This window comes from Pseudonocardia humida (genome assembly GCF_023898865.1).
Classification (GTDB): Bacteria; Actinomycetota; Actinomycetes; order Mycobacteriales; family Pseudonocardiaceae; genus Pseudonocardia; species Pseudonocardia humida.
Window position 1 is genome coordinate 67,040 of record NZ_JAGSOV010000011.1, and the last position, 22,406, is coordinate 89,445.

The 22,406-nt window shown below is 75.8% G+C and carries 18 protein-coding genes and 1 pseudogene; 10 read left to right on the forward strand and 9 right to left on the reverse strand.

All coding sequences use genetic code 11. From position 1 onward, the window contains the following. Position 1 precedes the first annotated feature (1 nt). Both KDL28_RS05455 and lat read right to left on the reverse strand, forming a co-directional pair. Positions 2 to 1,537, reverse strand: a complete 1,536-nt coding sequence (locus KDL28_RS05455) for an aldehyde dehydrogenase family protein (RefSeq protein ID WP_252436101.1) — start codon at positions 1,535 to 1,537, stop codon at positions 2 to 4. Then, the gene (gene lat, locus KDL28_RS05460) at positions 1,534 to 2,892 is read right to left on the reverse strand and encodes an L-lysine 6-transaminase (protein WP_252436102.1); all 1,359 of its coding nucleotides are present in this window, start codon (positions 2,890 to 2,892) and stop codon (positions 1,534 to 1,536) included. The genes KDL28_RS05455 and lat overlap by 4 nt, the downstream gene beginning before the upstream one ends. Positions 2,893 to 2,973: 81 nt before the next feature. On the opposite strand from lat, the gene KDL28_RS41355 reads away from it, so the two are divergent. Continuing rightward, entirely contained in the window at positions 2,974 to 3,414 is a 441-nt protein-coding gene (locus KDL28_RS41355; RefSeq protein WP_252436103.1) for an Lrp/AsnC family transcriptional regulator, read from the forward strand. Between the two features lie 4 nt (positions 3,415 to 3,418). Here the strand turns inward: KDL28_RS41355 and KDL28_RS05470 are convergent, their stop codons facing one another. Further along, the gene (locus tag KDL28_RS05470; RefSeq protein ID WP_252436104.1) at positions 3,419 to 3,688 is read right to left on the reverse strand and encodes a hypothetical protein; all 270 of its coding nucleotides are present in this window, start codon (positions 3,686 to 3,688) and stop codon (positions 3,419 to 3,421) included. Positions 3,689 to 3,916: 228 nt separating this feature from the next. Between KDL28_RS05470 and KDL28_RS05475 the strand changes: the two genes are divergently transcribed. Continuing rightward, the gene (locus tag KDL28_RS05475) at positions 3,917 to 6,505 is read left to right on the forward strand and encodes a DNA translocase FtsK (RefSeq protein ID WP_252436105.1); all 2,589 of its coding nucleotides are present in this window, start codon (positions 3,917 to 3,919) and stop codon (positions 6,503 to 6,505) included. Positions 6,506 to 6,568: 63 nt separating this feature from the next. Further along, on the forward strand, positions 6,569 to 7,390 hold the full coding sequence (locus tag KDL28_RS05480; protein ID WP_252436106.1) for a nucleotidyltransferase domain-containing protein: 822 nt from the start codon (positions 6,569 to 6,571) through the stop codon (positions 7,388 to 7,390). 19 nt (positions 7,391 to 7,409) lie between these two features. Here the strand turns inward: KDL28_RS05480 and KDL28_RS05485 are convergent, their stop codons facing one another. From KDL28_RS05485 to KDL28_RS05495, 3 genes are read right to left on the reverse strand one after another with little or no spacing between them, the layout of a single operon-like run. After that, positions 7,410 to 8,237 carry a helix-turn-helix transcriptional regulator gene (locus KDL28_RS05485; RefSeq protein WP_252436107.1) on the reverse strand — a complete coding sequence of 276 codons (828 nt, stop codon included), beginning with the start codon at positions 8,235 to 8,237 and terminating at the stop codon, positions 7,410 to 7,412. Between the two features lie 9 nt (positions 8,238 to 8,246). Then, positions 8,247 to 9,428, reverse strand: a complete 1,182-nt coding sequence (locus tag KDL28_RS05490; protein ID WP_252436108.1) for an MFS transporter — start codon at positions 9,426 to 9,428, stop codon at positions 8,247 to 8,249. Positions 9,429 to 9,469: 41 nt separating this feature from the next. Continuing rightward, positions 9,470 to 9,967, reverse strand: coding sequence for an amino-acid N-acetyltransferase (locus tag KDL28_RS05495; protein ID WP_252436109.1), 498 nt, complete (start codon positions 9,965 to 9,967; stop codon positions 9,470 to 9,472). Positions 9,968 to 10,008: 41 nt separating this feature from the next. Here KDL28_RS05495 and rimO point away from each other — a divergent pair, with 41 nt between their 5' ends. Beyond that, entirely contained in the window at positions 10,009 to 11,505 is a 1,497-nt protein-coding gene (rimO, locus tag KDL28_RS05500; protein ID WP_252436110.1) for a 30S ribosomal protein S12 methylthiotransferase RimO, read from the forward strand. Between the two features lie 30 nt (positions 11,506 to 11,535). Beyond that, positions 11,536 to 12,147 (forward strand): CDP-diacylglycerol--glycerol-3-phosphate 3-phosphatidyltransferase, encoded by a 612-nt coding sequence (pgsA, locus tag KDL28_RS05505; protein ID WP_252436111.1) that lies wholly within the window; start codon positions 11,536 to 11,538, stop codon positions 12,145 to 12,147. Between the two features lie 24 nt (positions 12,148 to 12,171). On the opposite strand, the gene KDL28_RS05510 is transcribed toward pgsA, so the two are convergent. Further along, entirely contained in the window at positions 12,172 to 13,596 is a 1,425-nt protein-coding gene (locus KDL28_RS05510) for a pyridoxal phosphate-dependent decarboxylase family protein (RefSeq protein ID WP_252436112.1), read from the reverse strand. 169 nt (positions 13,597 to 13,765) lie between these two features. Between KDL28_RS05510 and KDL28_RS05515 the strand changes: the two genes are divergently transcribed. Both KDL28_RS05515 and KDL28_RS05520 read left to right on the forward strand, forming a co-directional pair. Further along, the gene (locus tag KDL28_RS05515; RefSeq protein ID WP_252436113.1) at positions 13,766 to 14,194 is read left to right on the forward strand and encodes a helix-turn-helix domain-containing protein; all 429 of its coding nucleotides are present in this window, start codon (positions 13,766 to 13,768) and stop codon (positions 14,192 to 14,194) included. 317 nt (positions 14,195 to 14,511) lie between these two features. Then, the gene (locus KDL28_RS05520; RefSeq protein WP_252436114.1) at positions 14,512 to 15,327 is read left to right on the forward strand and encodes a PspA/IM30 family protein; all 816 of its coding nucleotides are present in this window, start codon (positions 14,512 to 14,514) and stop codon (positions 15,325 to 15,327) included. A gap of 376 nt (positions 15,328 to 15,703) precedes the next feature. Here the strand turns inward: KDL28_RS05520 and KDL28_RS05525 are convergent, their stop codons facing one another. Continuing rightward, the gene (locus KDL28_RS05525) at positions 15,704 to 16,969 is read right to left on the reverse strand and encodes a hypothetical protein (RefSeq protein ID WP_252436115.1); all 1,266 of its coding nucleotides are present in this window, start codon (positions 16,967 to 16,969) and stop codon (positions 15,704 to 15,706) included. A 511-nt stretch (positions 16,970 to 17,480) separates the two neighbouring features. Here KDL28_RS05525 and KDL28_RS05530 point away from each other — a divergent pair. Beyond that, positions 17,481 to 17,759 (forward strand): annotated as a pseudogene (locus KDL28_RS05530) (peptidoglycan-binding domain-containing protein); the annotation flags it as partial. Positions 17,760 to 17,785: 26 nt separating this feature from the next. Here the strand turns inward: KDL28_RS05530 and KDL28_RS05535 are convergent. Then, complete coding sequence (locus tag KDL28_RS05535; RefSeq protein ID WP_252436116.1) at positions 17,786 to 18,382, reverse strand: TetR family transcriptional regulator; 597 nt, start codon at positions 18,380 to 18,382, stop codon at positions 17,786 to 17,788. A 147-nt stretch (positions 18,383 to 18,529) separates the two neighbouring features. Between KDL28_RS05535 and pta the strand changes: the two genes are divergently transcribed. After that, positions 18,530 to 20,587 (forward strand): phosphate acetyltransferase, encoded by a 2,058-nt coding sequence (pta, locus tag KDL28_RS05540; protein ID WP_252436117.1) that lies wholly within the window; start codon positions 18,530 to 18,532, stop codon positions 20,585 to 20,587. Positions 20,588 to 21,099: 512 nt separating this feature from the next. Then, entirely contained in the window at positions 21,100 to 22,116 is a 1,017-nt protein-coding gene (locus KDL28_RS05545; protein ID WP_252436118.1) for a M23 family metallopeptidase, read from the forward strand. The last annotated feature ends 290 nt before the right edge of the window (positions 22,117 to 22,406 follow it).

Below are 22,406 nucleotides of genomic sequence, written 5' to 3' on the forward strand. Positions count from 1 at the left end.
ATCAGAGGCGGAAGTCCTGGTCGGCGGGCAGCACCGCGGTGTCCATCTGGGCCTTCTGCAGCGTGCCCGCGTAGTCCCAGTTCATCGACTGCCAGCGGGTGAACTGGTCGAGCACCCACACCCCGGACTGGCGGCTGCCGTTGCCCGAGCGGCCGTTGCCGCCGAAGGGCAGGTGGGCCTCCGCGCCCGAGGTCGAGTTGTTCACGCTGACCATCCCGGCGCGGACCCCCTCGCGGAACCGGAACGCGTGCGCCAGCGTGGAGGTGTAGATCGACGCGGACAGGCCGTAGCCGTGGTCGTTCGCCAGCGCCAGCGCCTCGTCGAAGGTGTCGAACGCGGCCACGCCCACGATCGGGCCGAAGGTCTCGGTCCGGTAGATCTCGTCGTCGGCGCGGACGCCGTCGACGATCGTCGGGTGGGCGAACAGCCCGGCGTCGGGGTCGCCCACGAAGCCCTCGCGCGGGTTGTCCGCGGTGATCCGGCCGGTGCCGGTGGAGCCGTGCAGGGTGTGGTGCGGGCGCACGAGGTCGAGGTGGCGCTCGAACGACTCCAGGAACCGGGCCGAGATCATCGGGCCGTACAGCACGTCGGCGGTCGGGTCGCCGACGGCGGCGGCGCGCACGGCGGCGTCGAAGCGGCGCAGGAACTCGTCGTGCACGTCGCGGTGCACGACGACCGTCCCCAGCGAGGTGCAGCGCTGCCCCGCGGTGCCGAAGCCGGAGAAGAGCGCGCCCTCCACGGCCAGGTCGAGGTCGGCGTCGGGCATCACGACCAGCGGGTTCTTGCCGCCCAGCTCCAGGCAGGGGACCTGCAGGTGGCGCCCGGCCAGCTCGCCGATCCGCACCCCGACCGCCGACGAGCCGGTGAACCCGATCTTGTCGACCAGGCCGGCGTCCAGGGCCGCGGACAGCCCCTCGAAGGTGGTCGGTCCGTCGGCCGGCACCGTCTGCAGCACGCCGTCGGGCAGCCCGCCGCGCTGGAACAGCTCGGTGAAGGCGGCGGCGATGGCGGGGGTGTACTCGGCCGGCTTCCAGACCACCGTGTTCCCGCACAGCAGCGCCGGGACCAGGTACCAGGACGGCACCGCGACCGGGAAGTTGCCCGCGGTCACGATCACCGCCACCCCGACCGGGGTGCGGAAGGTGAACAGCTGCTTGTCCGACATCTCGCTGGGCACGGTCTGCCCGTAGAGGCGCCTGCCCTCGCCGGCGAAGAACGTGCAGGTGTCGATGACCTCCTGGACCTCCCCGCGCGACTCCGCCAGCGGCTTGCCGATCTCGCGCGTCACCAGCCGCGCCAGCGCCTCCTTGTTGGCCTCGAACAGCCGCCCGATCTGCTCGACCACGCGCCCGCGCACCGGGGCGGGCACGGCGGCCCACCCGCGCTGGGCTCCGCGGGCGGTGCGGCAGGCGTCGACGAAGGCGGCCGCGTCGACCGGCTCGGCCTCGCCGACCACCTCGTCCGTGCGAGCCGGGTTGACCGAGGTCAGCCGGGTGGTGGAGGGAACTCCGGTCGTCGTCGCTGCGGTCGTCGTCACTGGTCGACCCCCGGAAGGACGACATCGGACCCGGCCGCGGCGGCGGTGATCGCCGAGACCGCGAGGCCCAGCTCATCCTCGCCGATCGACAGCGCGGGGCGCAGCCTGATCGAGCGCTCGCCGTTGGGCAGCACCAGCACGCGCCCCGCGTGCAGCCGCGCCACCACCGCGTCGCGCTCCCCGGGCGTGGGCAGGTCGAAGGCCACGAACAGGCCGCGGCCGCGGACGTTGTCGATGCCCGGCACCGCGCGCAGGTCGTCGAGCAGCCGCTTGCCCAGCACCGCGGCCCGCTCGACCAGGCCCTCGGCCTCGATGACCTCGAGGTAGCGCCGGGAGCGGACCATGTCGGTGAGGTTGCCGCCCCAGGTGGAGTTGATCCGCGAGGGCACCTCGAACACGCCGCCCGCCACGTCGTCCACGCGGCGGCCGGCCATGATCCCGCAGACCTGCAGCTTCTTGCCGAACGCCACCACGTCGGGCTCCAGGCCCAGCTGCTGGTAGGCCCAGGCCGAGCCGGTCATCCCGCAGCCGGTCTGCACCTCGTCGAGCACGAACAGGGCGTCGTGCGCGCGGCAGAGCGCCTGCACCGCCTGCAGGAACTCCGCCCGCAGGTGGTTGTCGCCGCCCTCGCCCTGGATCGGCTCGGCGATGAAGCAGGCGATGTCGTGCGGGTGCGCGGCGAACGCGGCCCGCGCCTGCTCCAGCGCGCGCTCCTCGGCCGCGACGACGGCGGCCAGGTTGGCTCTGCCCGCTGCACTGTCGTCGAGCGGGAACCGGATCGCCGGCACGTCGATCCGCGGCCAGTCGAAGATCGGGAAGCGCTCGGTCTTGCGCGGGTCGGTGTTGGTCAGCGACATGGTGTAGCCGCTGCGGCCGTGGAAGGCCTTGCGCAGGTGCAGCACCTTCGTCCCCCGCTCGGGCGGGCGCCCGTTGGCCGCGTTGTGCAGCCGCTTCCAGTCGAACGCGGTCTTCAGCGCGTTCTCCACCGCCAGCGCGCCGCCCTCGACCAGGAACAGGTGCGGCAGCGCCGGGTCGCCCAGCACCCGGGCGAAGGTCCGCAGGAACGCCGCCTGCGCGACGGTCGCGATGTCGGAGTTCGACGGCTTGTTCACCGCGATCTCGGTCAGCTCGGCCAGGAACGCCGGGTCGCCGGTCAGCGCGGGCGGGTTCATGCCCAGCGGCGCCGAGGCGAAGAAGCTGAACAGGTCGAGGTGGCGCGTCCCGTCGCGGGCGTCGACCAGCCAGGAGCCCCGGCTGGCCCGGGTGTCGAGGACCAGGTCGAAACCGTCGACGAGCATGTGGCGGCGCAGCGTCTCGTGGACGTCCGCGGCGGTGAGCGGGCCCGGTGAGGTCATGGGAGAAGTGTCGGGAGCGGGCGCGTCGCCGCGCAGCGGGCAGAGCGTCGGCATCGGCCGACGAACTGCCACGATTGCCCCGTGGCGCCGACGAACCGTCAGATCGACGATCTCGACCGGGCCCTGCTCGCCCTGCTGGCCGCTCACGGGCGCGCCACGATGGCGGAGCTCGGCCGCGGGGTGGGGCTGTCGCGCACGGCCGTGCTGGCCCGCGTCCAGCGGCTGGAGCGGGCCGGGGTGATCCGCGGCTACCGGGCCGAGGTGGTGCTGCCCGACGAGCCGCACGCCCACCGGGCCCGGGTCGGCGTCGTCATCCGCACCCCCGACGTCGCCGGGTACGTGCGGCGGCTGATGGCCCTGGACGGCGTCAGCGAGATCGAGACGGTCGCCGGCGAGTACGACCTGGTCGTCCTGCTGGCCGCGGGCAGCGCCGAGGAGCTCGACACCGTGCTCGACCTGATCTCCGGCTGGTCGGAGACCGTGCGCACCACGACGTGGGTCGTGCTGCGCCGCTACCGGTGAGCCCTCACCCGTAGCGGGCCAGCACGAACGCCAGCACCACGACCAGCACCAGCAGCAGACCGGCGGCCGCGCCGAGGATCCGGCGGCGGGTGCGGTCGTCCGGTGGTCCGGACGGCGGGGCGTCGGGGCGTCGGGTCGGCGTGGGGTCGGCGGTGCCCGCGGCCGAGCCGGGGGAGCGCTGCTCGGTCGGGGCGTCGCGGTGCGGCGGGTTCATGAACCACCAGGTGAGTGCGGCGGCCACCACGACGGCCACGGCCAGCAGCGTCAGGTCCACGGCGCTACCGCCGTGGTCCGTCGCGCGGGTGCGGGCGTCGCCATGGTGGTCGAGTCCTCCGGGTCGGCTGTGCTCCGGCACGGGTTCGGTGCCTCGTGTCTCCTGAGGGCCGACGGGACCCGGAAATAGGGTGAGCTGGCTCACGGACCGTCCCGGGGACGCGCCACGGGTCGATCCCCTCGTGCGTCGCAGCCGGAGTCGATCACCGGTTGCCGATACCGTGAGTGGATGGCAGGACGCGCGACCACCGGCCGGAGTGGCACCGGGAAGAGCGGCGCGCCCCGGTCGAGCGGTGCGTCCGGCTCGCGGGGGGCGAGCCCGCGCACGCCCGCGCGCCGGCCGTCGGGCTCCACCCGCCGCCCGGCCGCCCGCAAGCCGGCGCCCAAGCGCGGCCCCGACCTGCTCGACCGCGCCATCGACGGGGTCGGGCGCGGCGTCGCCCGGATGGGGCGCTCGATGGGCAAGGCCGTCGGGCGCACCCGCGAGCTCGACCCGGCCCACCGCCGCGACGGCGTGGGCGTCGTGCTGATGGTGCTGGCCGTGGTCAGCGCGGCCGGCATCTGGTGGGCCGCGGGCGGACCGGTCGGGCAGTGGCTGTCCACGGCGATCAGCTACGTCATCGGCCACGGCGCGGTCGTGCTGCCGGTGCTGCTGCTCGGCGCCGGGATCGTGCTGATGGCCACCGAGCCGAGCCCGGAGTCACGCCCTCGGGTGGCCGTCGGGACGCCCCTGCTGGCGCTGGGCGCGCTCGGGCTGGTGCACCTGGGCTCGGGCAGCCCGTCCGAGCCCGAGCGGTGGAACGAGGGCGGCGGCGCGATCGGCTACCTGGCGGCGACGCCGCTGGCCACCGGGCTGACCGCGTGGGTGGCCGTGCCGGTGCTGGTGCTGCTGTCGTGCTACGCGCTGCTGGTGCTCACCGGCACCCCGGTGCGCGCCGTGCCCGCGCGGCTGGGCCGGCTGCTCGGCCGGGGCCTGGACGAGGACGCCGTCGCGGCCGGCTGGGAGCCGGCCGACGGGGCGGTCGTCGAGCCGGCGACCGACGAGGTCGCCGAGGCGCCGCCCGCCGCCCTGCGCCGGCCGTCCCGGCGCCGCCAGGCGACCAGGGTCGCCGACCTCGTGGAGGCCGCGGACGACGCCGCGGACGGCCCGCCCGTCCCGGCGATCGAGGCGGCGCCCGCCGAGGCGGTGCCGTCCCCGGCGAAGTCCCGCCGCACCCCGCCCGCGGCGATCCCGGCCACCCCGCCCGCCGAGCCGGAGCCGGAGGGCGACGTCGGCGAGCAGCTGCGGCTGACCGTGCAGAGCCGCGAGGGCGAGCCGCCCTACCAGCTGCCCCCCAGCGACCTGCTGCCCACCGGCCCGGTGCCCAAGACCCGCAGCCGGGCCAACGACGCCATGATCGAGTCGATCACCGGTGTGCTCGACCAGTTCTCGGTCGACGCGCAGGTCACCGGCTTCACCCGGGGCCCGACCGTCACCCGCTACGAGATCGAGCTCGGCCCGGCGGTGAAGGTGGAGAAGATCACCGCGCTGACCAAGAACATCTCCTACGCGGTGGCCACCGACAACGTGCGGATCCTGGCCCCGATCCCGGGCAAGTCGGCGGTGGGCATCGAGGTGCCCAACACCGACCGGGAGATGGTGCGCCTGGGTGATGTGCTGCGCAGCTCCACCGCCCGGGCGGAGCAGCACCCGCTGGTGATCGGGCTGGGCAAGGACATCGAGGGTCACTTCCTGTGCGCCAACCTGGCCAAGATGCCGCACCTGCTGGTGGCCGGCTCCACCGGTTCGGGTAAGTCGAGCTTCGTCAACTCGATGCTGGTCTCGCTGCTGTCGCGGGCCACCCCGGACGAGGTCCGGATGATCCTGATCGACCCGAAGATGGTCGAGCTGACGCCGTACGAGGGCATCCCGCACCTGATCACGCCCATCATCACCCAGCCGAAGAAGGCGGCGTCGGCGCTGGCCTGGCTGGTCGAGGAGATGGAGCAGCGCTACCAGGACATGCAGGTCAACAAGGTCCGCCACGTCGACGACTTCAACCGCAAGGTGGCATCGGGGGAGATCACCGCGCCGCTGGGCAGCGAGCGCGAGTACCGCCCCTACCCCTACATCCTGTGCATCGTCGACGAGCTGGCCGACCTGATGATGACCGCGCCGCGCGACGTCGAGGACGCGGTCGTGCGGATCACCCAGAAGGCCCGGGCCGCCGGCATCCACCTGGTGCTGGCCACCCAGCGCCCGTCGGTCGACGTGGTCACCGGGCTGATCAAGACCAACGTGCCGTCCCGGCTGGCGTTCGCCACCTCGTCACTGACCGATTCGCGGGTCATCCTCGACCAGCCGGGTGCGGAGAAGCTGATCGGCATGGGCGACGGGCTCTACCTGCCGATGGGCGCCGGCAAGCCGGTCCGCATGCAGGGCGCTTACGTCGGCGACGACGAGATCTCCTCGGTGGTGGCGTTCACCAAGGACCAGGCCGAGCCCACCTACACCGAGGGCGTGACCGCGCAGAAGGCCGGCGAGGCCAAGGAGGTCGACCCGGAGATCGGCGACGACCTGGAGCTGCTGGTGCAGGCCACGGAGCTGATCGTGACCTCGCAGTTCGGGTCGACCTCGATGCTGCAGCGCAAGCTGCGCGTCGGGTTCGCCAAGGCGGGGCGGCTGATGGACCTGCTGGAGACCCGCGGCGTGGTCGGACCGTCCGAGGGCTCCAAGGCGCGCGAGGTGCTGATCAAGCCCGACGAGCTCGACGGCGTCATCTGGATGATGCGCGGCGGCGGGGGAGCCGAGCCCGACCCCGACGACGACGAGGGCTGAGCGCGCAAATCGATGGTGACCGCCCGTCACCCGCCGCCAGGATGGCGACCGGGGGTGGTGACCATGGAGGCGGTCGGACACGCGTCCCGGCTCGGGCCGATGGTCCCGGTCGTGGCGGGCAGCAGGCGCCAGCGCATCGCCGAGCGCGGCATGATCCTGCGCGTCGTGGTCGGCTCCGAGGTGCACGGCATCTCGCTGGCCGGGCAGGGCGACCGCGACGAGATGGGCGTGTGCGTCGAGCCGCCGGAGACGGTCGCCGGGCTCTCCCGGTTCGAGCACTACCAGTTCCGCACCCAGCCCGACGGCGCCTGCTCGGGCCCCGGCGACCTCGACCTGGTCGTCTACGGCCTGCGCAAGTTCGCGACCCTCGCCGCCCGCGGCAACCCCACGGTGCTGCTGCCGCTGTTCGTGCCCGACGAGCACGTCTGCTACCTCGACGAGCTCGGCCGCGAGCTGCGGGCAGGCCGGCACCTGTTCCTGTCCCGGCAGGCCGGCGCCCGGTTCCGGGGCTACCTGCAGTCCCAGCGCCGCGGGCTGATGGGGCTGCGCTCGGGCGGCACCCGCAACCAGGGCCGCGCCGACATCCGCGAACGCTTCGGTTTCGACGTCAAGTTCGCCGCGCACATGGTCCGGCTCGGGCTGCAGGGCGCCGAGCTGCTGCGCACCGGCACGATCACGCTCCCGGTCCCCGAGCCCGACCGGACCTGGCTGCTGGAGCTGCGCCGCGGCGAGCGCACCAAGGAGGAGGCGTTGGAGCGGGCGGCCGAGCTGGAGGCCGAGATCGAGCGGCTCACGGTGACCTCACCACTGCCCGAGCGGCCCGACACGGCGGCCCTGGACGCCTGGCTCGTCGACGCCCACCGCCGGCACTGGGGCTGGGTGTGACGGGGACCGGCAGCCGCAGTCAGCGCAGGGCGCGCTCGGCGAGCCACTCCGTGGCGGTGGTGCCGGCCAGGTCGCGGAAGTCGCGGGACAGATGGGCCTGGTCGACGTAGCCTGCCTCGGCCGCCACCGCGGCCAGCGACGGCCGGTGGGGTGCGCGCAGCCGGTCGAGCGCGCCTTCGAAGCGGATCAGCCGGGCGGCCGCCTTGGGGGCGACGCCGGTCTCGGCGCGGAACAGCCCGGCCAGGTGCCGCCGGCTCCAGCCGACCTCGCGGGCCAGCTCGTCGATGCGCAGGGTGCCGCCGGTCTCGACGAGCCGGTCCCACGCGTAGCCGACCTCCGGGCGGATGCCGTGCTCGCCGGGCCCGTCGGCGGCGAGCCGGGTGAGCACGGCGTCGAGCAGGTCGAACCGGCTCGACCAGTCCGGCAGCTCGGCCAGCCGCTCCCGCAGCGGCCCGACCCGGCGGCCCAGTACGGCGGCGAGGTCGACCGTGTCGCCGGCCAGCTCGGCGGCGGGCAGGCCGAGCAGGGCGCGCGCGCCGCGCCAGGTGAGCTGCAGCTGCAGGCCGGTCTGCGGCTCGCCCGCGGCGATCTCGGCCGGGCCGTCGTGCAGCCCGGCCACCAGTGCGGTGAAGGTGCCCGGTGGACGGCTGGGGTCGGCGTTCGCGAGCACCTCGACCGCGCCGTCGAGGCACACGATGAACGTCAGGTGCCCGGACGCCACCCCCTGGTGCACGGCGCGCGGCCCCGCCGGGGTGCGGTACCCCGCGTAGGCGCTGACGTAGGGGCGCAGCGCGGCCGCGGGCGGGCGGGAGCGCAGCTGCGGCCCCTCGATCGTCGGCGCGGGCACGGGTCCAGGTTAGGGCCGCCCACCCACGTCCGCTCCCCGCCCGTTCGGCCCGAGGACCGTCAGGCAGGCGGCGAGGGCCAGCAGGGCGGCGGCCGCGAGCAGCGCCCCGCCGGGCCCGGCGACCCCGGCGAGCGCGGCCAGGCCGGTTCCGAGGCCGATCTTCCCGGCGTACTCGGCCTGGGCGAGCAGCGAGAGCACCGTGGCGCGGCTGTCGTCGCGGGCCTCCGCGTTGACCCGGACCACGGCCAGGGTCCGGGTCATGGGCGCGGCACCGCCGAGGAGCAGCACCGCGGCGACGGCGACCGGCGCCGCGGTCGCCACGGCCAGCCCGGCCACGCCCACGGCCGCACCGCCGCACGCGGCCGCGTACCAGGGGCCCGCCGCGCCGGCGGTGCGCCGTCGCATCGCGAGCGCGCCCAGCAGCAGCGCGGCGATGCCGAGCGCGCTGAACCAGAGCAGCGGCTCGGTCGGGAACCCGACCGCGACGAGCCGCTGCGGCTGCAGCCGCCCCGACACGTCCAGCGCGGCCCCGACCAGCGAGGCCGCCGCGAAGACGACCGGCAGCACCCGGCTGCGGCGCACCAGCGCCATCGCATCGAGCAGGACGGCCCGGCCCCGGCGGGCGGTCGGTACCCGCTGCTCCCGCAACCGCGTCGCGACCCAGCCACCGAGCGCCAGCACCGCGGCCCCGGCCAGCACCATCGTCGGGCCGCGGCCGACCGCCGAGGCGAGCAGCCCGAGCCCGGCCATGCCGAGTGCGGACCCGAGGAGCTCGACCCGCCCCGCCCGCACCAGCACCGCCGCCACCTCCCGCGGCCGGCCCAGCTCGTCGCTGACCCAGGCCACGTCCGCGCCGCTGGCGAAGCTCCACGCCAGGCCCCACAGCATCTGCGTGGCGAGCACCGCGGGCAGGTCCGTCACCAGGCCCGTGGCCAGCATCGCGGTCCCCATCAGGGCGTGCGAGACGACCAGCGACCACTTGCGCCCCACCACGTCGGCGAGCACCCCGGCCGGCACCTCGGCCACCAGCGCCGCGGCGCTCTGCGCCACCGCCACGCCCACCGGTCCGGCCGCGTCCAGGCGCGCGTCGACGACGAGGTACACGCTGGTGACCAGCCACCAGCCGCGGTGCAACCCCGCGCGCAGCCCGGTCCAGCGCAGGAACGCGCGGACGGTGTCGACTTCCCGCACGGGGGCAGGATCGGTCCGCGCGGGTGCCGCGGTGAACCGGATTACAGGTGCAGCAGCATCCGCACGTTGCCCAGCGTGTTCGGCTTCACGTGGGCCAGGTCCAGGAACTCCGCCACGCCCGCGTCGTAGGAGCGCAGCATCGCGGCGAACACGTCCGGGGCGACCGGCGTGCCGTCGATCTCGGCGAAGCCGTGCCGGGCGAAGAACTGCTTCTCGAAGGTCAGCACGAACAGCCGGCGCAGGCCCAGCTCGCGGGCGCCGTCGATGAGGGCGGAGACCAGCGCGTGGCCCACCCCGCGCCCGACGGCGGACGGGTGCACGGCCACCGTGCGGATCTCGCCGAGGTCCTCCCACAGCACGTGCAGCGCCCCGCAGCCGACGACCTCGCCGTCCAGCTCGGCCACCAGGAACTCGGGCACGGCCTCGTAGAGGGTGACGATCTCCTTGGCCAGCAGGACCCGTCCGGCGTACCCGTCGACCAGGTCCTTGATCGTTCTCACGTCGGCGGTCCTGGCCCGCCGCACGGCCACCGTAACCACGCGGGGCAGTAGATCACAGGGCGGCGGATACCCTGGTGACCGTGCCCGACCCCAGTGACCCCCCCGCACCTCCGCGCCGTGCGGCCCTGCTCACCCTCGGTTGCGCCCGGAACGAGGTCGACTCCGAGGAGCTGGCCGGCCGGTTGGCGGGCAGCGGGTGGGAGCTGGTCGACGCCGACGGCGGCCCCGGGGGCGACGGCCCCGCCCCGGACGTCATCGTCGTCAACACCTGCGGCTTCATCGAGCAGGCCAAGAAGGACTCGATCGACACCCTGCTGGCCGCCTCCGACGTGGTGAAGCAGAGCGGCGGCAAGGTGGTCGCGGTCGGCTGCCTGGCCGAGCGCTACGGCGCCGAGCTGGCCGAGAGCCTGCCCGAGGCCGACGCCGTGCTCGGCTTCGACCACTACCCGGAGCTGGCCGAGCGCCTCGGCGACGTGCTCGGCGGGCACGCCCCGGCCCCGCACGTCCCGGTCGACCGGCGCACGCTGCTGCCGATCAGCCCGGTCGACCGGCCGGCCGCGGCGGGCGACGTCGCGGTGCCCGGCCACGCCTGGGTGCCCGACCTCACCCGCACGCGCCTGTCCGACGCCCCGGTCGCGTCGCTGAAGCTGGCCTCGGGCTGCGACCGGCGCTGCGCCTTCTGCGCGATCCCGTCGTTCCGCGGCTCGTTCGTCTCCCGCCCGCAGGACGACGTGGTGGCCGAGGCGGCCTGGCTGGGCATGCAGGGCGTGCGCGAGCTGGTGCTGGTCAGCGAGAACTCGACGTCCTACGGCAAGGACCTGCCCGGCGGCCAGGGCGCACTGGCCCGGCTGCTGCCGCGGATGGCGAACGTGCCGGGCATCGACCGCATCCGGGTCAGCTACCTGCAGCCGGCCGAGATGCGCCCCGACCTGATCAGCGCCATCGCCACGACGCCGGGCGTGGCGCCCTACTTCGACCTGTCCTTCCAGCACGCCAGCCCGGCGGTGCTGCGCCGGATGCGCCGCTTCGGCTCCCGCGCCGACTTCCTCGACCTCTGCGGGCGCATCCGCGCGCTGGCCCCCGAGGCGGGCATCCGCAGCAACTTCATCGTCGGCTTCCCCGGCGAGACCGAGGACGACCTCGCCGAGCTGGAGGCGTTCCTGACCGGCGCCCGGCTGGACGCGGTCGGCGTGTTCGGCTACTCCGACGAGGACGGCACCGAGGCCGCGGGCTACGAGGGCAAGCTGGCGCCCGAGGTGGTGGCCGAGCGGGTGGCGCGGATCGTGGGGCTGGCCGAGGAGCTGATGGCCCAGCGCGCGGAGGACCGCGTCGGCACCGAGGTCGAGGTGCTGATCGAGGCGGCCGAGGACGAGGACATGGAGTGCACCGGGCGCGCGGCGCACCAGGCCCCCGAGGTCGACGGCGAGTGCGTGCTGGAGCGGGGTTCGGGCCTGGGGGTCGGCGACATGGTGCGGGCCGTCGTGGTCGGCACCGAGGGCGCCGACCTGATCGTCTCGCCGCGCGAGCTGATCGCGCGGTCGGGCCTGGCGCCCGCGGTCGCACGGAGCGCCCGATGAGCCCGCAGCGGACAGCCCCATGAGCGCCCGATGAGCGCCGCGCCGGCCGGTCCACCGCCCCTGCTCAACATCGCCAACGTGCTCACCGGGCTGCGCCTGGTGCTGGTGCCGGTGTTCCTGGTGCTGCTGATGCACGGCGACGGCACGGACGGCGGCTGGCGCCTGGGCGCCTTCGCGGTGTTCGCCGTGGCCGCCATCACCGACCGCTTCGACGGCGAGCTCGCCCGCAGCCGCGGCCTGGTCACCGCGTTCGGCACCATCGCCGACCCGATCGCCGACAAGGCGCTGATCGGCTCGGCGCTGATCGGGCTGTCGCTGCTGGGGCAGCTGCACTGGTGGGTCACCGTGGTGATCATGGGCCGGGAGATCGGCATCACGCTGCTGCGGTTCTTCGTGCTGCGCCACGGGATCATCCCGGCCAGTCGCGGCGGAAAGGCCAAGACGCTGGTGCAGACGGTCGCGATCGGGCTGTTCGTGCTGCCGCTGGAGTCGGTGCCCGACATCGCCGGCCCGGCCGACGCGCTGCGCTGGGTGATCATGGCGGTGGCGCTGGCGCTCACCCTGGTCACCGGCGTCGACTACGTGCTGCGCGCGATGCGGCTGCGCTCGACGGCCACCGCCACCGTCCGCGACACGAGCTGAGCGCCCGGCGCGGGCCCGTCCGGGTCAGGGCGCGGCGAGCGCCTTCGCGTGCCGGGTCAGCGCGGACACGGCCTCGTCGAGCCGGGCCCGGTCGGTGCGGTGGTTCAGCACGCAGAGCCGGCCCAGCCGCCGTCCGCGCACCCGGGTGCTGGCCAGGAACACCCGACCCTCGGCGTTCACCCGGCGCAGCAGCTCCGCCGTCCGCGCGTCGACCTCCTCCGGAGTGCCGGGGCCCGAGCAGTGGAATGCGATGGTCGACAGCTCCGGCGGGCCCAGCAGCGTCAGCGCGTCGACGTCGCGGAGCAGGGCGTAGGCCGCCGCGGCGAGGTCGAGCTTCTCGTCGAGCGCGGCCCGGAACGCCGCGACGCCGTGCAGGTGCAGCGGCAGCCACAGGCGCAGCCCGCGGGTGTCGCGGGTGAGCTCGGGGCCGAGCGCGGCGAAGTCGGGCAGCTCCAGCTCGTCGAGGTCGTGCAGGTAGCCGGCCTCGTCCTGGTCGCCGGAGTGCGCGGCGCGCAGCGCGGCGACGTCGCGGACGAGCAGGGCCCCGGTGCCGAAGGGCAGGAACAGGCTCTTGTGCGGGTCGAGGACCACCGAGTCGGCCCGCTCCATGCCCCGCAGCCTGCGGGCCCCGCGCTCGGTCAGCGCGAACGCCCCGCCGTAGGCGCCGTCGACGTGGAACCACAGGTCCTCGCGGGCGCAGAGGTCGGCGATCTGCGGCAGCGGGTCGACCGTGCCGGTGTTGGTCGTGCCCGCGCTCCCGACCACGCAGAACGGCACCCGGCCCGCGGCCCGGTCGGCGGCGACGGCCGCGGCGAGCGCCCCGACGTCCATGTGCAGGCCGGCGTCGGTGGGCACGATCCGCACGGCGCCGGTCGGGAAGCCGGCCAGCCGGGCGGCCTTGACCACCGCGTGGTGCACCTGGTCGGTGGCGTAGAGGGTGCCGGCCAGGAAGTCCTCGCCCAGCCGGGCGTGCCGGGCGGTGATCAGCGCCGAGAGGGTGGCGATCGACCCGCCGGAGGTCAGCAGGCCCCCGGCGCTGGTGGGCAGCCCGACCACGTCGGCCAGCCAGCGCAGCACGTCGGTCTCCAGCGCCACCAGGCCGGGGGCGGGCGCGGCCATCCCGGTGTAGCGGTTGAGCACGTCGGCGACGAGGTCGGCCAGCCCCGCGCTCACCAGCCCGCTGCCCGGGATGAACGCGAAGTAGCCCGGGCTGGCCGGGTTCAGCCCGGGGCGGGCGGCCCGGTCGACCACGGCCAGCAGCTCGCCCAGCGCCCGCCCGTCCTCGGGCGGGGGGCGGCGCAGGTCGGGGTCGGCCAGCAGCTCGTGCGGGACCGAGAGATCGGCCAGCGGCGCGTCGGGGAGCGCGGTGAGGAACCCGCTCAGGTAGTCGACGACCTGCCCGGCCATCGTTCGCCACTGCGCGTCGTCGGGTTCGAGGGGGCGGTCCACCGGCCCAGGCTGCCACGCCCCGGGACCGCCCCGTCCGGGGATCGACGGGCCGCGTGTTCGCCCTGGGCGGACGCGCCCGCACGGCGCTGCCGGCGCCGCGCGGGCGCGGTTGTCGGTACGGTGATCTCACGGTCGGGAGTGCCCGACGGACGTCCACGAGGAGGGTCGCATGGCGGTGCTGATGCGGGAGGCGATCGGCGGCAGCCTGCGGCGCATGCGGACCGCGCGGCGGCGAACGCTGCGCGACGTGTCCCGGCGGGCGCGGGTGAGCCTGGGCTACCTGTCCGAGGTGGAGCGGGGGCGCAAGGAGCCCTCCAGCGAGCTGCTGGCGGCCATCTGCGACGCGCTCGACGTCGCCCTGTCCGATCTGCTGTCCGACGCGGCCGAGACGCTCGACGCCGCCGCCGCGGCCGACGCGGCCGCGGCACGCCCGCAGCGCCTGGTCGGTCTGCGCCACATGGACCTGCGCCTGGCCGGCGCGGAGGACGTCGTCACCGGGCCGCTGCACCCGGGCGTCCCGCTGACCCCGGTCGCCCCGGTGGCGCCTGCCCCGCAGCCGACCCCGAGCCGCGTGGGGGCCGTGCGCGCGGCCGCATGAGCCCGTCCCCTCCACGAGCATCCGCAGCCCGGCGGGTCGCCTCCACGGCGGCCCGCCCTGTGGTGTGCTCGGGGTGGATCGGCCGTTCGGCGGTAGGGCAGGCGGTATCCCGAGTTCCGGGTTCCCCCGACGGCGAGATCGGGATGATCCCCGATATCGTCGGTCATCGGTGGAAGCCGGGCGTCTGCGATGCCACGATGGGGTCAGCGCACCGGCATCCGGGTCGGACGGCGCTGCAGGTGGGGGAACGCGCCGTCGGTCCCTCGACGGATCGCAGGCGCGATACGTGGTGTCGCACTCGGAGGTAGGCGGAGCAGATGGCCAACGGTTTCACGAAGGCCTGGAAGTACCTGATGGCGCTGTTCTCGTCCAAGGTCGACGAGTACGCGGACCCGAAGGTGCAGATCCAGCAGGCCATCGAAGAGGCGCAGCGCCAGCACCAGGCGCTCTCGCAGCAGGCGGCGGCGGTGATCGGCAACCAGCGCCAGCTGGAGATGAAGCTGAACCGCCAGTTGGGGGAGATCGAGAAGCTGCAGGCGTCGGCCCGGCAGGCGCTGGTCATGGCCGACCAGGCCCGCGCGTCCGGTGACGAGGTGAAGGCCCAGCAGTACGAGCAGTCCGCGCAGGCCTTCGCCAGCCAGCTGGTCACCGGCGAGCAGTCGGTCGAGGACCTCAAGACCCTGCACGACCAGTCGATCCAGGCGGCGGGGCAGGCCAAGCAGGCCGTCGAGCGCAACTCGATGATGCTGCAGCAGAAGATCGCCGAGCGCACGAAGCTGCTCAGCCAGCTCGAGCAGGCCAAGATGCAGGAGCAGGCGGCCGCGTCGTTGCGGCAGATGACCGAGCTCTCCGCGCCCGGCAACACGCCCTCCCTGGAGGAGGTGCGCGACAAGATCGAGCGCCGCTACGCCAACGCGATCGGCTCGGCCGAGCTGGCGCAGAACTCGGTCCAGGGCCGGATGCTGGAGGTCCAGCAGGCCTCGGTCGACATGGCCGGAGCGAGCCGGCTGGAGCAGATCCGGGCCTCGCTGCACGGCGGTCCGGTCGCCCCGCAGGTCACCGCGGGCGAGCAGGCCACCCAGCCGGCCCCGGCGCCGCAGCTGAACAAGCAGCAGCAGCCCGGCACCGCCTGAGCGCACCCGGGAGGTGGGGGGGCGGGCGGGGGGGGGGGGCCCCCCCCCCCCCCGGGGGGGGCGGGGGGGGGGGGGGGGGCGCCCCCGGGGGGGGGGGGGGGCCCCGCGCGGCGCGCGGGGGCGCGCCCGGGGGGGCGCTACGCCCCCACCCCACCCCCGGGAAGGGCCGCGTAGGCGCCGCCGGAGGCGTCTTGAGCAGTGGCTGTCGTGGGCGACGCGCCCACCTCCGGATCGGGAAGACACCCGCGCGGCGAGCGACCTCGGATCTGTGAGCGTTCGTCGGTGGTGCTCCCGGGTGGAGCACCGGCAGGCTCGATGTCGGTGCCCCGACGGGACTCACCTCGGATCTGGCCACTGCGCGTGCGCCCCGACGGGTTCAACGCCGCGCTGCTGGGCTTCCCGCGCGACCTGCGGCCGGGGTCGTGAGCAGCAGTCGCCGCGTGCGCGGCACCGCCAGCACCACCGCGGCCGGGACCAGCGCGAGCAGCAGCCACCCCGGCCACAGCCACCCCGGCGCACCGCTCGACCCGGTGGCGCCGGTGGCCGCGGACTGCGCCCGCGCCCAGGCCAGGAACGCGTCGGCCACCGGCAGCAGCCCGAACGCGTAGCGGCGGCCGTCGAACCACGGCACGGGGAGCGCGAACAGCTCGGCCTGCGCGTCCAGCGTCGCGGCCAGCGCCGCGTCACCTTGCCTGGTCGCGGCCCCGAGGGCCACCGCCGACGCGCTCAGCGAGACTCCGGCGATCAGCGGCCCGGAGTCGACGTCGCCCTCCCCCTCCATCCCGACCGGGTACTCGCGCACGCCCACCAGCCCGAGCTCCCGCACGACGAACGCGTCGACGAAGCGGCGGTAGTCGGCGGCCGCGGACCCCGGGTCGATGTCGGGCAGGAACGACAGCATCAGCGCCTGCGACGACGCCCGCGGCCCGTCCAGCACCGCGCCGCCGGCGTCGAGCCGGTGCGGCAGCAGGCCGGTCGCCTGGTCGCGCACCGCGCGCGTCCGGTCCGTCCAGCCCGCGACCACCTCGTCGACCCCGGGCACCGGCCCCAGCGCCCGCGACCTGGCCAGCGCGGCCACCGCGACGACCGTGTCGCACGGCCAGACCTGGCCCGGGTAGGCCTCCAGGAACCCGTCGTCGTCTGCGACCAGGGCGTCGCGGATCTCCCCCGCACGACGGGCCACGTCGGCCCGGTCGGCGGGCAGACCCGACAGCCGGGCCACCTCCACGGCCAGCGCCAGCGACCACCCCGCCCAGAACACGCCGTGGGCCGGCGCGGCGGTGTCCGGGAACGGCGCCGTCCCGGCAGGCGAACCGAGCGCGTCCAGGGCCGTGCGCGCCACGCGCAGGGCGTCGGCGTCGCCCGCGGCGGCGGGCTGCGCGGCGGCGAGACCGGTGAGCACGTGGGAGAAGAAGTAGCCCTCCGGGAAGAGCTCCTGCATGTCCTGGCCGGCCCCGTCGGCCAGCGCCGACTCGAGGAACCGCAGCTGCTCGGCGCGCACGCCGTCGCCGGCCGGGACGGCGACCACCCACGCCACCCGGCCCGCGCCCAGCAGGCTCAGCACCACCACCGCCGCCACCAGTACGCGGGCGACGCGACGGCGCGGGCGGGGACGGGCGGCGTCCCGCGGGGGGTCGATCACGCCGGGAGCATCGCAGGGCGGAGGGGGCGCCCGACTCCGGCGGAGCACGTACGCAGTTCTACGTACCCGCTGTACATCGCGGAGGCCCGCGCGGTCTTGTGGACAGGAGTTGACGGACGATCCGCGGAGCTTCGACATGGCGACATCGCAGAACGGCTGGCCCGCCTCGCCCGACCCGGCCGAGCTGGACATCCGCACGTTCGTCGTGCCCGACACCGACGTCCGGCTGCCGCTGCGCGCCGACATCGCCCCGCTGCTGCTGGAGATGGGCCGGTGGTGGCACCACGAGGTGGAACCGCTGCGGGCCGACTGGTGCCGGGGCTACTCCTACCGCCGCGTGCACGGCGGCGGCGCGCTGTCCAGCCACGCGAGCGGCACGGCGGTCGACTTCAACGTCCCGCTGCACCCGGCGGGGCGGGCGGGGACGCTGGGCCCGCACCGGGTCGCGGTGACGCGGAAGGCGGCCTCGCTCGGGCTGCGCAGCGGCGCGCTGCACCGCCGGCCGGACGAGATGCACGTCGAGGTGATCGCGCCGGCGCAGCGGGCGTCCGAGTTCGTCGCCGCGCTCGCGGCGCAGTGCTCGACACCCCCGCCACCCGAGCAGGGACCGGTGCTGCGCCGGGGCGCGCGGGACGGGCTGGTCCACGAGGCGCAACGGCTGCTGGACGCCTGGTGCCCGTACCTGCGCCTGGCCGTCGACGGCGTGTTCGGCCCGGCGACCGAGGTCGCGGTGCGGGAGCTGCAGCGGCGCACGGGGCTGACCGCCGACGGCGTCATCGGCCCGGAGACGCTGCGCGTGCTCGGGCTCGGCGCGGATCAGCCGTCCAGGCGCAGCATCCGGCACAACGCCGACGCCGTGCCCTCCGGCGACCACCCGGGCCGGCCCAGCGCGCTGTTCATCGCCCCGAACAGCAGGTCGCGCGCGTCGCGCGGGTCGAGCCCGCCGGCCAGGACCCCGGCGGCCTGAGCGTCGGCCACCAGCTCGGTCCACCGGCCGACGTGGGCGCGGCGCAACCGCGGGAACGCCGCGGCGGCCGGGACCTCTGCGGCGCCCTGCGCGAGCACGACGGCGGCGTAGTCGCCGAGCTCGTGGAGGGCGCGCAGGTGGGCGCGCACACCGGCGCGCAGCCGGGCCCCGGCGTCGAGGTCGGCCACCGCGGCCAGCGCCTCATCCAGCAGCCGCAGCGACTCGCGCAGCCCCTCCTCCAGCATCGTGGCGATCAGCTCGTCCTTGGACGCGAAGTGGAAGTAGATGCTGCCGGTCTTCAGCCCGGCCGCCGCGGCGATGCCCGACAGGCTCGCCCCGGCCGCGCCCACCCGGGCGACCTCCGCGGCGGCGGCGTCGAGCAGGCGGCGGCGGGTGCGGTCGCCCTTGCTGGTCGACGGCGCTCCCACGCCCGTCGCACCCGCCATCGCCCGCCCCCCTCAGCTGATCCGGCGATCGTGTCCGCGCCGGTGGGGTTCCCGCAACCGCGCCTTCATCACCTTCCCGGTGGCGGTCCGGGCAGGGCGTCGGCCGGGTCGGCGCTCGCGCCCCGGCCCGCCCGTAGCGTGTGCCGCGTGACGCGCACCCTGCTGGCGGTCCCGACCGGCCGCCGCGTCGGCCTGACCTCGACCTGCCTCGGCCTGGTCACCGCACTCGACCGGGCGGGCGTCGAGGTCGGCTTCGTCAAGCCCATCGCCCAGCCGCGCCGGGCGGGCCCGTCCGGGGACGGGTCGGCCGCGCTCGTGCGGGCGCTCACCCGGTTGCGCCCGCCCGACCCCGTCCCCGCCGACCAGGCGGCCAGGCTGCTGGGCGCCGGGCGCCAGGACGAGCTGATGGAGCGGGTCGTCGCCCTGGCCGAGCCGCAGACCGGCAGCGACGTGCTGGTCGTCGAGGGGCTGGTGCCCTCGCCGGAGCACGTGTGGTCCACCCGGGTCGACTCGGTGCTCGCCGGTGCCCTGGATGCCGACGTGCTGCTGGTCGCGGACGGTTCCGCGGCGGACCCCGCCGCGCTGGCCGAGTCGGTGGCGATCGCCGCGGCGCCCTACCGCTCCGGCGAGCTGCGCCGCGTGGTCGGCTGCGTGGCGTCCCGGGTGTCGGGCGACCCCGCCGCCATCGCCGACGCGCTGCGCCGCCACGACATCCCGCTGGTGGGCGCGGTCCCGTTCCGGCCGGAGGCCACCTGGCCGCGGGTGGACGACGTCGCCGACGCGCTCGGGGCGCGCACGCTCGTCGCCGGCGACGGTTCGCGGCGGGTGTCGGAGGTGCTGGTGTGCGCGCAGGCCGTGCCGGGGCTGCTGCGGCTGCTGCGCGACGGCGCGCTGCTGCTCGTCCCGGGCGACCGGCACGACGTCGTCATGGCCGCCTGCCTGGCCGCGATGAACGGCGTGCGGCTGGCCGGGCTGCTGCTGACCGCGGGCGTCGAGCCGCACCCGGACGTGCTGGCGCTGACGTCGGCGGCGGAGGGGCTGCCGATCCTGGTCGTCGACGAGCTGACCTACCCGACGGCCGTGCGGCTGCACGACCTCGACCCGGAGCTGTCCACCGACGACCTCGACCGCGCCCGCCAGGTCGGCGCGGCCGTCGCCGACGCCCTCGACCCCGAGTGGCTGCAGTCCCTGGCCGGGAGCGGGCGGCGCCGCCGGCTCACCCCGGCCGCGTTCCGGCACCGCCTCGTGGAGACCGCCCGCCGCGCCGACGCCCGGATCGTGCTGCCCGAGGGCGCCGAGCCGCGCACCGTGCGGGCCGCCGTCGTCTGCGCCGAGCGCGGCATCGCCCGCCCGCTGCTGCTGACCGACCCCGCCGCGCTCGACGCGACCCTGCGCTCGACCGGGCTCACCCTCCCCGACGACGTCGACGTCGTCGACCCGGCGACGGTGGCCGACCACTACGTCGACCGGCTGGTCGCGCTGCGCGCGCACAAGGGCATGACCCCGGCGATGGCCCAGGAGCGCCTCGGCGACCCGATCACCGTCGGCACCATGATGCTGGCCGCCGGGGAGGTCGACGGCCTGGTCGCGGGCGCCGTGCACACCACGGCGGCGACGGTGCGCCCGGCGCTGGAGCTGATCAGGGTGGCGCCCGGCGCCCGGCTGGTGTCCTCGGTGTTCTTCATGCTGCTGCGCGACGAGGTGGTCGTCTACGGCGACTGCGCGATCAACCCCGACCCCACCGCCGAGGAGCTCGCCGACATCGCCGTGCAGAGCGCGGAGAGCGCGGCCGCCGTCGGCGTCGAACCGCGCATCGCGATGATCAGCTTCAGCACCGGGGCGTCGGGCGCGGGCGCCGACGTGGAGAAGGTGGCCGCGGCGACGGCGCTGGTCCGCGAGCGGCGCCCCGACCTCGCCGTCGACGGCCCGCTGCAGTACGACGCCGCCGCGGTGGGCTCGATCGGGCACAGCAAGCGCCCGGGCAGCCCGGTCGCGGGCAGGGCGACGGTGTTCGTCTTCCCCGACCTCAACACGGGTAACACGACCTACAAGGCCGTGCAGCGCAGCGCCGACGTGGTCAGCATCGGGCCGATGCTGCAGGGCCTGGCCCGACCGGTGAACGACCTCAGCCGCGGCGCCGAGGTCGAGGACATCGTCTACACGATCGCGCTGACCGCCATCCAGTCCCGCGCCACGCAGCCGTAGCCGTTCTCCCCTCGCGCTGCCCCACCCGCCACTCCTCCCACCCCGCCCGCTCATGTCAGGGAAGCCACCATCAGGACGTCCGGCGTCCGCATGGTGGCTCTCCTGACGTCCGCGGGGAGGGGCGGGGAGGGTGGTGGGAGGCGAGGGCGGACGGTCCCGGGTGAGACCGCGACCGTCCGCGATCGCGCCGCGCGGGAGCCGGGCCGCGACGAGCTGCGGTACCCGCGGTGCCGGGTACCGGCGGCCTGCGGTGATCGGCGGGCGGGCGGCGCCCTCGCGGCGACGTGCGGCAGGACGAGCGGCAGGGCCCCGACCCGGCCGTGCCCACTCGATCGTGCGCGGCGTTCGTCGCAGGGTGTGGCCCTCCGGCCTCAGCCGAACGGCGCAGGCCACCCGGACGGGGAAGGGCGCGATTAGCGTCCGGAGCACGAGATAACGAGTTGATCACGCTCGCGGATCCGGGGCAACCTCCCGCGCCGAAGGCTCCGGACGTGATCGTCGGAAGGACATCCGTGGCCCGGCACCGCTCCCCGCACGGCCGGCGCGCCCACCCCCAGCCTCTGCTGGAGGGCGCGCTGGCCGTGGCCATCCCGCACGTGCACATCGCCCAGCCCGGGTCGGCCGAGACCGGCCCCCGGCCCGGACGGCTGGTGGCGCTGGCCGTCGCCGGCACCACCGTCGCCGCCGCGGGCCAGCAGCTGCTGGCCCAGGCCGTCCCGCTGGTCTCGGACGGCACGACCGCGATGCGCACCGCCTTGGGCGACTTCTTCAGCACCGATCCCGTCGTCGGCGTCGCCGCGCCCGAGCCGGTCGCCTCGATCGCCGCCGTGCAACCGCTCGTCGTCGACGCCGCCGGGCTCGTCAAGGCGGCCGACCTGCAGGCCGCCGCCGCAGCGCGGGCCGCTGAGGAGGCCCGGCTGGCCGAAGCGGCCCGGGTGGCCGAGGAGGCCCGCCGGGTGCAGGAGGCCCAGGCCGCGCGCGAGGCCGAGGCGCAGGCCGCCCGCGACGCCGAGGTCGCCCGCCGGGCCGAGGAGGCCGCGAAGCCGGCCGCGGAGCCCGCGAGGCCCGCCGCACCGCCCGCCGCCGCCCCGAAGCCCGCCGCTGCTCCGAAGCCCGCTGAGCCGGCCGCGCCCGCGGCGAGGGCGGGGTCCGCCCAGCTCGTCGCCGGCCGGGTCAGCTCCGGGTTCGGCGCCCGCGGCGGGCGCCAGCACCAGGGCCTGGACATCGCCGCCCCGATCGGCACCCCGATCCACGTCCCGCTGGCCGGCACCGTCATCGACTCCGGCCCCGCCTCCGGCTTCGGGCTGTGGGTGCGCGTCCGCCACGGCGACGGCACGGTCACCACCTACGGCCACGTCAACCGCTCGTTCGTCAAGGTCGGCGACCGGGTCGCGGCGGGCGAGGTGATCGCCGAGGTCGGCAACCGCGGCCGCTCGACGGGCCCGCACCTGCACATCGAGGTCACCACGCCGGGCGGCCAGAAGATCGACCCCCGCCCCTGGCTGCGCGACCGCGGCGTCAACCTCTGATGCCCGGCGGCGGTGGGCGGGTGCCTGCGTTCCCGCCGGCGGGCGCCACCCGAACACCCGACGGGTCCAGCGCCGCCCGAGCGCGCCGACCGCCGTCGGACGGCCGGTAGCGCCGCCGGCAGGACCAGCCCGCCGGCGGCGCATCCCCGGGCCGGCACGGGGGGCTGCGCCGGCCGGGTACCGCGCGGTCCATCGGCGAGGTAACGGCCCCTCCACCGCCCTCACCTCGGCCGCGGTACCCGAATTGTCGTCGCGCCCGCGGTCCGCGGGCAGACCGGCAACCCGGCGGA